Here is a 14,288-nt window from a genome sequence, read left to right as displayed (position 1 = left end):
TTTGTTATATTGCACCACCTATATTGTCCGTTTTGGTGCATAATATTTTAGATTTTATGAAATTGAAAGAAAAAGGTTATGAATCATCCGGATATTGCTAGACGTGTTTACAATCATACTTGGAAACTTGATCCCATTATTCGTTCACTTCTCGATACGGATTTTTATAAGCTTCTTATGGTACAGATGATTTGGGGGTTGTATCCTAATGTTAATGTTACTTTTTCCCTCATAAATCGCTCTAAAACAATACGTCTTGCCGATGATATTGATGAGAGTGAATTACGTGCTCAACTTGATCACGCTCTTAGTTTGCGCTTTACAAAAAAAGAAATGATCTGGCTTGCTGGTAATACATTTTATGGACGCAAACAAATTTTTGAACCGGATTTTCTTCAGTGGCTTGAGAATTTTCAACTCCCAGAATATGAACTAACCCGTAAAGATGGCCAGTATATTCTTCATTTTTATGGTTCGTGGGCTTATAGCTCTATGTGGGAAATTCCAGCCCTTGCTATCATTAGTGAATTACGTTCACGTGCTGCTCTCAAAAAACTAGATCGTTTTGCTCTTGATGTACTTTATGCGCGTGCTAAAGCAAAAATGTGGAGTAAAGTTGAACGTCTCAAAAAATTGACTGATATTAAAATATCTGACTTTGGGACAAGGCGCCGCCATTCTTTTTTATGGCAGCGCTGGTGTGTAGAAGCATTAAAAGAAGGCATTGGTAATTCTTTTACTGGAACTTCTAATGTTCTTCTTGCCATGGATACGGATTTAGAAGCTCTTGGAACCAATGCACACGAATTGCCCATGGTTATTGCGGCTCTCAGCAACAACGATGATGAATTACGCAGAGCTCCGTATCAAGTCTTGCAAGATTGGAACCGTTATTATGGTGGAAATCTTCTCATTGTTTTACCTGATACCTTTGGTACAGAAGCATTTTTACGCAATGCACCAGATTGGGTTGCTGATTGGACAGGTTTCAGACCCGATAGTGCGCCCTCTATTGAAGGTGGCGAACGTATTATTCAATGGTGGAAAGAAAAAGGAAAAGATCCACGCGAAAAACTTTTAATTTTTTCTGATGCTCTTGATGTCAATACAATTGAAAAAACTTATCATCATTTCCATGGTAGAGTGCGCATGAGTTTTGGATGGGGCACAGATCTTACCAATGACTTTACAGGCTGTGCACCACAGGAAATCGAAAATCTTGATGCTCTTTCCCTTGTTTGTAAGGTGACCTATGCCAATGGTCGACCAGCCGTAAAACTTTCAGATAATCCTGAAAAAACGATCGGTGATTCAAAAGAAGTACAACGTTATCTCAATTTTTTTAGTAATAAAAAGCGAATTGCTAGATCTATAAAGACGTAGTGTCCGGTTCTTTAAAACGAGTATATTGACTCATCATATTGTTTATAAGATTGATTTTTGTCCTACCCTAAGGATGAGAATTCTTAACCTTTGCTGGTCTGTAAATAGTTTGGCTGTTTTTTGAGTAGATTCTACTCGGCCTACCACGCGTACGCTTCACTTACATAAGGATCGACAGATCAGACTTAAAAATATTCACTACGCATTAAAAAAATACTTAACGTGCTAGGGAAGTTTAGCCAAGGAGGCTTCCTTATATCATTGTCATACATAACGGTGTTATACGGCATAACAAGATATTATCATTTTGCATGTTGAATGAGCGCGCACGAATATCATAAGTTTTCTCATTTCAACCCCGTTAAATCAAGCATACTCATCTCCTTGCATGTATGAAGGTTTCAAGTTTTAAGGGTTATTGTTGTAGTTTGACAGTAGGTTTTGTACTAAGTGGGAAAGGATTAAGGAGGGATACGTGGTAATTTGTTGTTTTTATGTACAATTTTTACCATTAAATGTGCGTTTTGTCAAAATAGATTTTAACATCTAAAATTGCAAAAATTACTGAAAATCAGAAAAAAGTGCGTTTCCATAGTAAAAATGAGAAAAGGCTTTGAAAACTCTTTGAGGACACCTTTAAAACTCTTTGAAAAAAATAAATTGTTACAAAACCAGATGACAAGCTACAATTGTAACATTAGGAATTGCTAAGGCAACATTGGAGGATGACAAATACATAGTGACTATCGGTGTGCATTTTGCAAGGCAAGGATGATGGTGCTCAAATAGATTTTATACACTTTACAGGAGATTTTACTTTATCCATGTATGGTCTGCTATCATGAAATGAGTAAAGCGTTGAGAAATGTTTCATTAAAATAAATGTGTAAATAACATGATTTGGGAGACCTTTTGTTTTGCGTGATGGGCATGACCTCATTAAAAAACAGAGAATGCAATAATATTTTTATTTTGAATAAGCTTTATAAAAAGACAGAGAATTTATTTATTCGCATATTATAATAAGAATGCGTGTATGCATAAAACCATTTGAAAAACTCTGCTGTTTCTTATGAATTATTCTTAAGCTAAGAACAGATATAACATTAAAGATTGATATAATAGACCGGCTTCTTAACTGTATAAGTATAAAAATGATGCTGTTTAGTAAGCTTTGTATTATATCCTCATTAAGAGATATGAAAACAAATGAAATGTCTTTTTAGAAAGAAATAGCTATCATATCAATGATGTATATATAGAGATTCATACAAACATGCCTTACCGAAATAATGACCTTTTCCATGAATGTGATTTATAATTGTTTACCAAGTGAGAACATTTTGAGTGTTCGTAAACAGTCTTCTTTGTCCATAAAAATTATTTCACAAACATATTATTAATTAATTGCTTTCAAAAAGCTTGCTATTTCATATGCATTTTGGATATGGAAGGGTTTATATTCACAATTTAAAAGTCCTCATAGTTTTTACAAATAAGTCGAAGCTAAAAAGAGTATCTCATAACCTTTTCTATCATTATGAAGATGGACGTGTTACAATATAAATGGCAATCAGCAATAATATAACCGCAACAAGTAAGGCAATCCACAAAGGAGGGTGTACCATTACTAAAAAAGATAAAAATCCTCCTGTCATACTCATCATTGCAAAAACTTTAACGAATGGAGAGATTGCTTTTTTTTCTTCCCATCGCTTAATAGGGGGACCAAAAATACGATGATTATTCAACCATTGATGAAAACGTGGAGAAGAACGTGTAAAACACCATGAGGCAACCAACAAAAAAGGCACAGTTGGTATAATAGGCAATACTACACCGATAATACCTAATATAACCATTGCCCATCCTGCTATATAATAGCAGATACGCAAAAGGTGCGATATCTTCAAATCTTTTTTCATTCTCTCGTACTATTTTCCTCTACGCAAAACTCTATACAAAAACATTTTATCTGTTTTTTCTGTTTACATGTCTGAGTGTAAAATTACGCTCTACCCCTTCATGCGGAAGCGTTTTTGTTGTTATAAGTTCCTTGAAAATACCGAATAGCTTACGCAATATGATAATCATTTTAAATGATTTCAAGAAAAGAGAAGAAAAGAGATTTTAGAAAATCAAAAAAATAAAAAGGCTGCAGAATAAATCAATGCAGCCTCTTAATTAAGAATGCAGCGTTGGGGGGGGAGAAAATGTACTGCATTCATCTGCTAGACATTAGGAGGAAAAATAACCTAGCACTTAGGACTCTAATTAAAATAAAAATGAGAAACAATATATAAAAATGCATGGCTGATATGCATGAAATTTAACACTTTCAAGTTTCTTGAACTGTGTTTCGCCGAAAGAAAATTATCATGAAAATAGCCATAAAAATCAACGTCAAGATCAACACAATTGTGGAAGCAGAATCTGAGCCGATAAATAAGCTGAGATAAATCCCTAAAAAACCAGAAAAAGCTGCAACAAGTATCGCGATCATTAACATAAAAGAAAACCGCTTTGTAACAAGATAGGCAATTGCTCCTGGTGCTATCAGTAAAGAAATAACGAGCACGATACCTACAGCTTTCAAAGCCGCAACAATTGTAAGAGAAATCATCGTTAGAAGGGTATAGTGGAGTAGAGATATTGGTAACCCCATTGCATGTCCTTGAACTGTATCAAAAATATACAGCATAAAATCGCGCCATTTTGATGCTAAAATAAAAGTGACAACAGCAGAAATGATCGCCGTCTGCGTTATATCAAGCCAGTTAACACCCAAAAGATTACCAAATAGAATATGATTCAAATCTAAGCTACTATAAATAGACGTGGCTAAAACAAGCCCCAAACCAAACATCGAAGAAAAGACCACTCCCATCACCGTGTCCTGTTTGATACGGCTATTGCTACCTAAAAAACCCGTTAATAGTGCACACACCATTCCTGCAACAAAAGCACCGCAAGTAATCAAAGTCATTGTAATATTCTCTGGACGCATATGTTGAAACCAAGCAAATGGCAAAGAAGTTAAAAATGCGATTACCCATGGTGTTGTCATATAACCAACAACAACACCTGGAAAAACTGCATGAGAAATGGCATCGCCTAACAGCGCCCATCCTTTTAAAATAAGAAAACAGGAAAGCATCGCCATGGGAATAGAAAGAATCATGACAATAAGCATACCTTTAAGCATAAAAGAAAACTGAAACGGAAGCAGTAACTGATCAATCATGATAATATTACACCCTTTTTGCCGCATTTCTGCGTAAGCGCGCAGCAATAAAACCGTGTTTAGGAGCAAAAATGAAAGCCAAAAAAAATAAAGATGCTTGAAAAAGCACAACAACCCCCCCCGTTTGTGCATTCAAAAAATAACTCACATAAACACCCAAGATACTTGTGAAGGTTCCAATTACAACTGCAATAACCAAGATATTCAGGAAACGATCACTTAAAAGGTAGGCCGTTGCTCCAGGTGTCACAACAAGACAAATGACTAAGAACGCTCCAACGGTTTGCATAGCAGCAACAGTACAAGCGGCAAGCAATGTGAAAAAGAGAATTTTTAAAAACTTTACGTTTAATCCAATGGCATGCGCATGCGTTTCATCAAATAACGAAACAAGAAGATCTTTCCATTTTAAAAGCAATATAAGTAAAGAAAAAAAGCCGATAAAAGCCAATTGTAGAATATCTGTTAAACTAACTGCTAAAATATTTCCCAAAACAATGGTATCAATATTAACAGCCATTGGTTTTAATGATTTGAGAAATAACCCGAAGGCAAAAAAGGAAGAAAAAATGAGCCCAATAATGGTATCTTCTTTAAGCTTTGTCCGGTGGTTAAAAAAGAGCATTGCTGCTGCTGCAAGACCACCAGAAAAAAAAGCGCCGAGTGAAAAAGGTAACCCTAAAAGGTAAGCTCCTGCTACACCAGGAACAATCGAATGGGAAAGAGCATCACCAATCAATGACCAACCTTTTAACATCAAAAAAGCCGAAAGAAAGGCACAAACACACCCAACTAACCCAGAAACCCACATTGCATTCACCATATATTGATAGCTCAGTGGCTCAAGCAACCAAGAAATCATGCAACGTTCTCCACTCTTTCAATATCGTCACAAACTGCAGACTGCTTTCTTCCTATGAAAACATCATTTTTTTTTGTGCTTTGAAGATCAAAAATATGGTGGTGCAAAGACCCTCCAAAAGTTTTCTCCAGATTTTCCTTTGTAAAGATTTTTTCTGTTAACCCAGAAGCTAAAACGGTTCCTTTTATTAAAACTATATGATCACAAAATTCGCGAACAGAACCCAAATTGTGAGTTGAAACCAAGATCACTGCTCCTTCTTTACGAAGATCTTGTAACAAAGCAATGATTTTATCTTCTGTTGTAACGTCAACCCCTGTAAACGGCTCATCTAATAAAATAGCTTTTGCTTTTTGTGCAAGAGCGCGCGCTAGGAAAACACGCTTTTTCTGCCCACCAGAAAGTTCTCCAATTTGGCGCTTGGCAAAAGCCAACATATCAACGCGTTCTAAGGCAATACGAACGGCTTCATAATCTTGTGTACGGGCATAGCGAAAGAAATTCATATGACCATACCGCCCCATCAATACAACATCTTCAACCAAAACAGGAAAATTCCAATCAACATCTTCACTTTGAGGAACATAAGCAATGAGGTTTTTTTTCAAAGCTATATCAACGGGCAAATCAAACATGCGAATTTTTCCCTTTGAGGGGCGTACAAATCCCATAATCGCTTTAAATAACGTTGACTTACCGGATCCATTAACACCAACTAATGCCGTAATAGAACCCTTTGGACTTTCAAAATTTACTTCGCGTAAAGCTGTATGTCCATTACGATAAGTTACCGTTACTCCTTGGGCAAATATTCCACATTCTGTCATTGGCTTTTTACTCCCTCTAATAAAGCATTGCTAATACGCCCACTCGTGACACGTAATAAATCAATATAAGTGGGTACCTCACCATTTTTCTCACTTAAAGAATCAACATAAAGAACACCACCGTATTTAGCCCCTGTTTCTCTGGCAACCTGCTTAGCAGGCGCAGGGGAAATAGTGCTTTCAGAAAAAACTGCATGAATATTGTATTTGCGAACCATATCAATAACATGCTTGACCTGCTGTGGTGTTCCTTGTTGGTCAGCATTAATGGGCCATAAATAAAGTTCTTTTAGATCAAAATCACGCGCCAAATAGCTAAAAGCTCCTTCACTGGTCACAAGCCAACGTTTATCTTGCGGTACGGCTTCTAATTCAGCCTTAATTGGATCAATCGTTGCACGAATTTTCTGTTTATAAATTTCAGCATTCTCTTTATAAATAGCAGCATGTTCAGGATCATATTTTACAAAAGCATCGCGAATATTATCGACGTAAATCAAAGCAGAGGTCGGTGACATCCACGCATGAGGATTGGGTTTACCGCTAAAGGGGCCCTCACCAATTTTAATGGGTACAATACCTTTTGAAACAACAACACTTGGAACATCCTTGATATTTTGAAAAAACTTTTCAAACCAAAGCTCTAACTCTAATCCATTCCACAATACAAGGTTAGCTCCCTGAGCACGCATAAGATCGCGTGGGGTGGGTTGATATTCATGAATTTCCGCACCTGGTTTTGTAATGGATTCAACATCAGCGGCATCACCTGCTACATTGCGTGCCATATCAGCAATGATAGTGAATGTTGTAACAGCTTTAAATTTACCAACACACAAAGCAAAATTGGGTGTAAAAAAAATAACACTTCCAAAAACTATGGCGAAAAACGTTCTTACGTTCATTGATTCTCTCTTTCCTTTATATACCTTCTTTTTTATTGCAAATAATTTGCATTATCATTTAGAAATAGCAGTTATCCTTTACATTTGCAATGAAGGATTAAGAGAAAAAATAACTTTTCAAGATGTTTAAAAACAGCTTTTTTCATATTGAAAAAATTGATGATTTAAGCAGCTTGTTTTGGTAAGGAGATCCGCTTTCAAGAAGCTTTATAGTTCTTGAATGCCAAACCAAAAGGAAGCACTCAAAAATGCTCCCACTTCATGTAAAATATCTCATAAAAAATAAGAATATTCAGTAGCGCAAATATGCACCTGTCATTTTGGTAACATTATCTACGATCTTTAAGGCAAGCTTTTCTAAATCTTCATCTGTTAGAGTCCGTTCTATGGGCTGAATAGTTACTTCAATCGCAACAGATTTTTTATCTTCACCAAAGCTTAAATCTTCAAAAATATCAAAAACCTGCACTGAATGAATAAGTTTTTTATCGGCTCTACTTGCCGCACGAATAATAAGAGAAGAGGCAACAGTTTTATCCGCTATAAAGGCAAAATCACGCCGCACCATTTGAAAAGGTGAGAGTTTCAAAGGAGGACGGCTTTTGGTCGTTTTTTTCTTTGATTCTGGAATTCGGTCTAGAAAAATTTCAAAGCCGCATAAAGGGCCACTGACATTTAACTTTTCTAATGTAGCAGGATGAAAAACACCAAAAAAACCAAGAATAATCTTTGATCCAAGTTTTATGACACCTGAACGACCAGGATGATACCAATTGGGCGCTCCAACTTCAATCTGCACTTTCCCAACATCCATATCGCATGCTTCTAAAATAGCTAAAGCATCTGCTTTGGCATCAAAAACATCAACGACGGTTGCATTTCCATTCCAAAATCGCCCAGCCCCTTTAAATTGCTCTGTTCCGCGACGAATCGCACTAACAACACGGTGTTGTTTATCAGGGGTATCGCCTTCATAAATACTGGAAACTTCAAACAAAGCAAGATCGGAAAAACCACGATCAGCATTTCTCTGTGCCGCCATAATCAAACCAGGTAAAAGGGAAGGACGCATCATTGACATATCAGCAGCAATAGGATTAACCAATTTAAGCTCTTCTTGACCTCCTCCAAAAGCGAGAGCTTGATTTTCAGAAATAAAAGACCATGTTACTGCTTCTTTCATACCACGTTGCACTAAAGCCAAACGTGTAGCACGTGAACGAATTTGTGCGCATGTTAAAATTTGATCTTTTCCTTCTGCGAAGTTTTCCAAAGGAATAGGCTTAATTTTATCTAACCCATAAATCCTCATGACTTCTTCCACCAAATCGGCTTTACCCATAATATCAGGGCGCCATGATGGTACTTTTACTGTAACGACATCTTCTTTTCCTTCAACGAAAAATCCTAGTTTTGTTAAAATAGAGATGACTTTTTCAGGCTCTATTTCCAAATTTGTTAAACGTTTAATTTCAGAAAAAGGAAAAGAGATCTGTTTGATTTCTTGTTGCTGATAGCCAACGATCCTCTTCTTAGATACTTCACCACCACAAAGACGTAAGACCAATTCTGTTGCAATCTCAAGCCCTGTTTCTATAAAAGCTGGATCAACACCTCGTTCAAATCGATAACGTGCATCACTGATAAGACCTAATGTCCTTCCTGTTTGTGCAATGCTTTGCGCATCCCAAAGCGCCGATTCAATAATAACGCGATGTGTCGTTTCATCACAACTCGTTCTTTCCCCGCCCATGATACCGGCAATCGAAACAATTCCCTCTTCATCTACAATGACACAATTCTTAGCGCCCAAATGATAGATTTTCCCGTTCAGTGCTTGAATCTGTTCTCCCTCAAAAGCACAACGTACACACAAATTACCTTTAATTTTATCTGCATCAAAAACATGGAGTGGACGACCAAGGTCAAAACTTATGTAATTGGTCATATCAACAAGCGCATTAATCGGTCTCAAACCAATTGCATTCAAACGCTGTTGCATCCACTGAGGTGATGCACCATTTTGAACATTGCGCACTTCACGCCAAGCAAAACCTAAACATAATGATGAATCTTGCGAAAAATCTAATGAAACATCGAGAGGTGTTTCAAAGGAAGGCTCAAATTTTGACAAGGATAATTCTTTTAATTTCCCCATTCCAGCGGCAGCAAGATCACGGGCAATACCACGAACACCTGTACAATCAGAGCGATTGGGGGTCAAACCAATATCAATGATCGGATCATCTAAACCAGCATAAGTTGCAAATGAATCTCCAATAGGTGCATCTTCTGGAAGTTCGATAATCCCGTCATGTTCATTTGATAATTCAAGCTCCGCTTGCGAACACATCATTCCAAAACTTTCAACACCGCGGATTTTTCCTACAGATAATGTCATATCGAGTCCTGAAATATAAGTGCCTGGTAACGCAAGAACACCAACAAGACCTGCACGCGCATTTGGTGCTCCACAGACAACTTGAATAGGTGTAGAAGTCCCTGTATCGACGGACAGAATCTGGAGTTTATCTGCATCAGGATGTTTTATTGCTGTTAAAACTTTTGCAATCACAAAACCTTTTAAAGAAGACCGATCATCAACGTAATCAACCTCAAGACCTATAGCTGTTAGTTTCTCACAAATTTCATCCAAAGATGCATTTGTCTCTAAGTGATCTTTTAACCACGACAATGTAAATTTCATTTTAAAACCTCACATGAAAGCGATGACTAAGATCACACATTTCTATTAGGAAAAAAGGCAGGCATATCAAAGCAACGAAAGCCATAATGGTCTAACCAACGCAAATCAGCATCAAAAAAAGCTCGTAAATCAGGCATACCGTATTTCAACATGGCAATACGATCAACGCCCATTCCCCATGCAAAGCCTTGATATTCATCGGGATCTAAACCAACATTTTTCAACACATGAGGATGCACCATTCCGCATCCTAAAATTTCCAACCAATCTTGTCCTTCTCCGAACTTTACTTCTGAACCAGAACGATCACATTGAATATCCACTTCCATAGATGGTTCGGTAAAAGGGAAAAAAGAGGGACGAAAACGCATTTTTACAGAGGAAACTTCAAAAAATTCTTTACAAAAGGTTTCATGTAGCCACATCATATGGGCAATGGTGGAGGTTTTATCAATGACAAGACCTTCTACCTGATGAAACATGGGCGAATGCGTTGCATCCGAATCCATGCGGTAAGTTTTTCCAGGAATAATGATCCGTATTGGTGCTTTTTGTTTTTCCAGTGTGCGAATTTGTACGGGTGATGTATGGGTCCGCAATAATTTTCGTTTTCCCATTTTATCGACATTAAAAAAGAAGGTATCATGCATTTCGCGTGCTGGATGCCCTTCAGGAAAATTCAATGCAGTAAAATTATAATAATCTGTTTCAATATCAGGTCCCTCTGCAAGAGAAAAACCCAACTTCGTATAAATGGCAATAATTTCCTCAATCACCTGTGAAATAGGATGAATGCGTCCCCGTTCTATAGGTGAAGAGCGAATAGGCAAGGTAATATCAACCGTTTCACGAGAAAGACGGGCATCTATTGCCTGTCTTTTCAGAAGATCACGCTTTTGTGCCCATAATTCTAAAATGCGATTTTTTAATCCATTAAGAACTGGTCCAACTTTATGGCGCTCGCTAGCATCCATTTTCCCTAATGCTTTTAATTTTTCAGAGATTCTACCTTTTTTACCCAATGCCGCAATACGCACTGCTTCAAGTGCCTGTTCATCACCCGCTGCCTCTAAGGCTAAACAAATTTCTTGTTCCAGACGCTCAATATCGTTCATATTTTTGCCTACTTTTTTAATAAAAAAAACCCGCACTCGCAACAGCCAGCACGGGACCTCGAATAAATAAATGCTTTAAGAGAACACGACTGGCTTACTTGACAGCGCCTTCAAAAGCATTAGGTGTTGTATCTTTTAAATATTCCAAAGCCTTTTTTGCCGAAGCTACTAGAGCAGAAAATGCTTCTGCTTCGTGGATTGCTATATCTGAAAGAACCTTACGATCAACCTCAATACCGGCTTTTGATAAGCCATCAATAAAACGCCCATAAGTTAAACCTTCTGCGCGAACAGCCGCATTAATTCTCTGAATCCACAAAGCACGAAAAGTACGTTTTCTATTTTTGCGATCACGATAAGCGTATTGCTTTGAACGATCAACTGCTGCTTTAGCCGCACGAATGGTATTTTTACGACGACCGTAAAAACCTTCAGCCTGTTTAAGAATTTTTTTGTGCTTAGCGTGTGCTGTCACACCTCTTTTCACACGTGCCATATTATAATCTCCTCAAAATCAAAAGCGTAAGGTTTAAATACCATTCGGCAAATAATGCTGAATGACTTTTTTAGCATCTTGTTCACACAAAACCATTGTTCCACGCGCATCGCGAATAAATTTATTCGAACGCTTAATCATGCCGTGGCGCTTACCGGCAGCTGCTACTTTAATTTTGCCTGACGCAGTGATTTTAAACCGCTTTTTAGCGGATGATTTGGTCTTCATCTTGGGCATTTTGCTACTCCATACATTAATTTATTCAATCAAACATTTTATTCACTCAAGCGGACCAATGCTTGAACAAGCATTTAAACAGCCACGGCATGCCCTGCCGGGCGGCTTTAAAAATATTCCCATAAGCTAGTATACACAAAATAGCAAGACCGTATTACAAAAAAATCGGAGCTCCATTGCCTTGAATTTCAATCAAAGGTGCTGGAATAGCATTTGTTTTGATGGCTGCTTTACATAGATCAGCAATAATGCATTGCCTACATTGTACTTTACGTGCTTGGCAAATATAGCGTCCATGTAAAATCAGCCAATGATGCGCATGACGAAGATAATGGATTGGTATAATCTTTAATAATTTTTTCTCAACAATCTCTGGTGTTTTGCCAGGCGCTAAACCAAGACGATTGCTTAAGCGAAAAATATGTGTATCTACTGCCAATGTAGGCTGACCAAAAGCAACATTCAAAACAACATTAGCCGTTTTTCGCCCCACTCCAGGAAGGGCCATAAGTCCTTCACGCGTATCAGGTACTTGACCGCCATAATAATCAATTAAACAGTTGCAAAGTGCATAAACATTACGTGCTTTTGCTCGCCAAAGACCAATTGAACGGATATAATGTGCTATTTCTTCTTCTCCTAATGCAACCATTTTTTCCGGTTGATCAGCAAGGCGAAATAATTCTTTTGTTGCTTTATTAACGCTTACATCTGTTGTTTGAGCCGAAAGCACAACGGCAACCAAAAGCGTAAAAATATTTGTATAGATAAGATCACTTTTAGGCGCTGGGCGTTGCACAGAAAAACGGCGAAATATTTCTGCAATTTCATTTTCATTATATAATATACCAGATAAATTTCGCACTTTTGACAATTTTATGGTACTTTGAGGCATTGAACTCTCTTAAATCTTCTCTCTTGAAGTTATCATTCACGCTCGCCATATGAGAGGAATGCAGCGAACACTTTTTATAGAGTTTGGTCAAGTAAAGCCGTTTTAAAGAGGATACTCATGAATGACACATGTGACACCTTTCTCCAATCCTTTTCTTTTAGGATTTGAAACCGTAGAAAAAATATTGCAACGTATCGGTAAAGCTGATGAGGCTTACCCAGCCTATAACATTGAACGTTTGCATAAAAATAATGATGATGCAAATCATATCCGGATAACTTTGGCTGTTGCTGGATTTAAGATTAACCATCTTAATATTTTGCTCGATGATAATCAATTGGTTATTCATGGTAAACAAACAGACAACCAAAATCATCAATATTTATATCGCGGTATAGCTGCGCGACAATTCCAGCGAACCTTTGTTCTTGCGGAAGGGATGCATGTTGCAAATGCAGAGTTGAAAAATGGACTTTTATCAATTAATCTGTATCAACAAAAATTAAAAAAAGAAATAAAACAGATTCCAATTAAAGTCAGTAGTGGTGAGTCATAAAAGTTAAGGCGTAAAGGAACAGTGAAATGGGAGAACATAAACAAAACTTGTCGTTTCAGAACACATCCTACTCTGATGCGGGGCAGATTGCCTATTTAAAAAAAGTTTGTACAGATGATCTGGCTAAAAACTTTCCAGATCTCCCACCGATGACCCCAGGCATTACGATATGGGCTCTCTTTGGTGAAACAGGTTATCCTATCATTTTATCCGATGAGCGTTCTATCGCCCTTGCTGGAGCCAATGAGCATGAACTACAAATTGTAACTCTGCACTAGATTGCCTTACGAGAAGAAGCCGTACTCTTTAATAAATTCTATCTGTTTTTTCGTAAAGGGTGTAATGTGAGTTATAATCAGATAAGTATTGATTTATATCCATAATTAATTTTTTACAACTGGAATGAGAGTCCTGAATATTGTAAGGTTCTCTCATTTGAGATCCTCTTATATTGCAACAATTAAAGTCACTTGCTTGTATGTCATAAGCAGGGAGAGTCGTGTGGAGAAAAAACACTTGAAGAAAGGAATGAAAATATCTCTTGTGAATTGTCTTACTTACCAGGGACGTTCACAATATTGGGGATGAGAAAAATGTATGATGGTGTCAGTTTGCTTCTTCATAAGTGTGAAGATGTCCTCTATAGATTTATATTATTCACGGAGGCTATCGTGAAATGGGCTCGAGTGCATTGGAAGATGTTTCTTTAAAATGAGTACATGAAGGCTATACAAGTGTATTTTGTTTGGGGTGTTCTGTTCTTCCTGAGGGTAGTAACTCCATTGAAGAGTGTAAAAACAAAAGCATGAGATAATGCGTCATCATTATTTAAAAGATATTGCTATGAATGCTTTTGAAAGGTGTAAAGCTGAATTGTAAGGAGATGATAGATTTTTACCATGATGCCTTTATATTCTTTCCAAATTAGGTTGTCTTCTTGTTCTAGAAGTTACGCAAACAGATAGATACAATATATTGACCAAATTTGGATATTGACCAAATTTGGCATACAAAAATCTGGAACTGTTCGTGCCACACTGAAGCCTTTTGATATTTGTCTC

General features: G+C 37.3%; 13 protein-coding genes. 3 read left to right on the top strand and 10 right to left on the bottom strand.

Annotation, left to right across the window (positions count from 1 at the left end):
- Positions 1-78 precede the first annotated feature (78 nt).
- A complete protein-coding gene (gene pncB, locus ACFIJ0_RS04185; protein ID WP_375624751.1) occupies positions 79-1,383 on the top strand; it encodes a nicotinate phosphoribosyltransferase in 1,305 nt (434 codons plus the stop codon).
- Between the two features lie 1,538 nt (positions 1,384-2,921).
- Here the strand turns inward: pncB and ACFIJ0_RS04180 are convergent.
- The 10 genes from ACFIJ0_RS04180 to nth all read right to left on the bottom strand — a co-directional run bounded on the left by ACFIJ0_RS04180 (position 2,922) and on the right by nth (position 12,671).
- The gene (locus tag ACFIJ0_RS04180) at positions 2,922-3,308 is read right to left on the bottom strand and encodes a YbaN family protein (protein WP_375624750.1); all 387 of its coding nucleotides are present in this window, start codon (positions 3,306-3,308) and stop codon (positions 2,922-2,924) included.
- Positions 3,309-3,721: 413 nt separating this feature from the next.
- Positions 3,722-4,627, bottom strand: coding sequence for a metal ABC transporter permease (locus ACFIJ0_RS04175; protein ID WP_375624749.1), 906 nt, complete (start codon positions 4,625-4,627; stop codon positions 3,722-3,724).
- Positions 4,628-4,634: 7 nt separating this feature from the next.
- Positions 4,635-5,489 (bottom strand): metal ABC transporter permease, encoded by an 855-nt coding sequence (locus ACFIJ0_RS04170; protein ID WP_375624748.1) that lies wholly within the window; start codon positions 5,487-5,489, stop codon positions 4,635-4,637.
- Complete coding sequence (locus ACFIJ0_RS04165; protein ID WP_375624747.1) at positions 5,486-6,316, bottom strand: manganese/iron ABC transporter ATP-binding protein; 831 nt, start codon at positions 6,314-6,316, stop codon at positions 5,486-5,488. Before ACFIJ0_RS04165 ends, ACFIJ0_RS04170 begins: the two co-directional genes overlap by 4 nt.
- Positions 6,313-7,221 carry a metal ABC transporter substrate-binding protein gene (locus ACFIJ0_RS04160; protein WP_375624746.1) on the bottom strand — a complete coding sequence of 303 codons (909 nt, stop codon included), beginning with the start codon at positions 7,219-7,221 and terminating at the stop codon, positions 6,313-6,315. Before ACFIJ0_RS04160 ends, ACFIJ0_RS04165 begins: the two co-directional genes overlap by 4 nt.
- 292 nt (positions 7,222-7,513) lie before the next feature.
- Positions 7,514-9,928: a phenylalanine--tRNA ligase subunit beta gene (gene pheT / locus ACFIJ0_RS04155; RefSeq protein ID WP_375644240.1), complete on the bottom strand. Its 2,415-nt coding sequence runs from the start codon at positions 9,926-9,928 to the stop codon at positions 7,514-7,516.
- 32 nt (positions 9,929-9,960) lie between these two features.
- A complete protein-coding gene (gene pheS, locus ACFIJ0_RS04150) occupies positions 9,961-11,043 on the bottom strand; it encodes a phenylalanine--tRNA ligase subunit alpha (RefSeq protein WP_375644238.1) in 1,083 nt (360 codons plus the stop codon).
- Positions 11,044-11,137: 94 nt separating this feature from the next.
- Complete coding sequence (rplT, locus tag ACFIJ0_RS04145; RefSeq protein WP_375624743.1) at positions 11,138-11,539, bottom strand: 50S ribosomal protein L20; 402 nt, start codon at positions 11,537-11,539, stop codon at positions 11,138-11,140.
- Positions 11,540-11,572: 33 nt separating this feature from the next.
- On the bottom strand, positions 11,573-11,776 hold the full coding sequence (gene rpmI, locus ACFIJ0_RS04140; RefSeq protein ID WP_183193590.1) for a 50S ribosomal protein L35: 204 nt from the start codon (positions 11,774-11,776) through the stop codon (positions 11,573-11,575).
- A gap of 154 nt (positions 11,777-11,930) precedes the next feature.
- Complete coding sequence (gene nth, locus ACFIJ0_RS04135; RefSeq protein WP_375624742.1) at positions 11,931-12,671, bottom strand: endonuclease III; 741 nt, start codon at positions 12,669-12,671, stop codon at positions 11,931-11,933.
- Positions 12,672-12,792: 121 nt separating this feature from the next.
- Here nth and ACFIJ0_RS04130 point away from each other — a divergent pair, with 121 nt between their 5' ends.
- Together ACFIJ0_RS04130 and ACFIJ0_RS04125 are read left to right on the top strand one after the other, a co-directional pair.
- The gene (locus ACFIJ0_RS04130) at positions 12,793-13,227 is read left to right on the top strand and encodes an Hsp20 family protein (RefSeq protein WP_375624741.1); all 435 of its coding nucleotides are present in this window, start codon (positions 12,793-12,795) and stop codon (positions 13,225-13,227) included.
- 26 nt (positions 13,228-13,253) lie between these two features.
- On the top strand, positions 13,254-13,505 hold the full coding sequence (locus tag ACFIJ0_RS04125; protein ID WP_012754519.1) for a DUF1150 domain-containing protein: 252 nt from the start codon (positions 13,254-13,256) through the stop codon (positions 13,503-13,505).
- Positions 13,506-14,288: the final 783 nt, after the last annotated feature.

The organism is Bartonella sp. OC68QHHN (assembly GCF_042193875.1).
GTDB lineage: Bacteria > Pseudomonadota > Alphaproteobacteria > Rhizobiales > Rhizobiaceae > Bartonella > Bartonella grahamii_A.
Note: the sequence above shows the minus strand (reverse complement) of the source record. Positions and strands in the feature narration are given on the sequence as shown.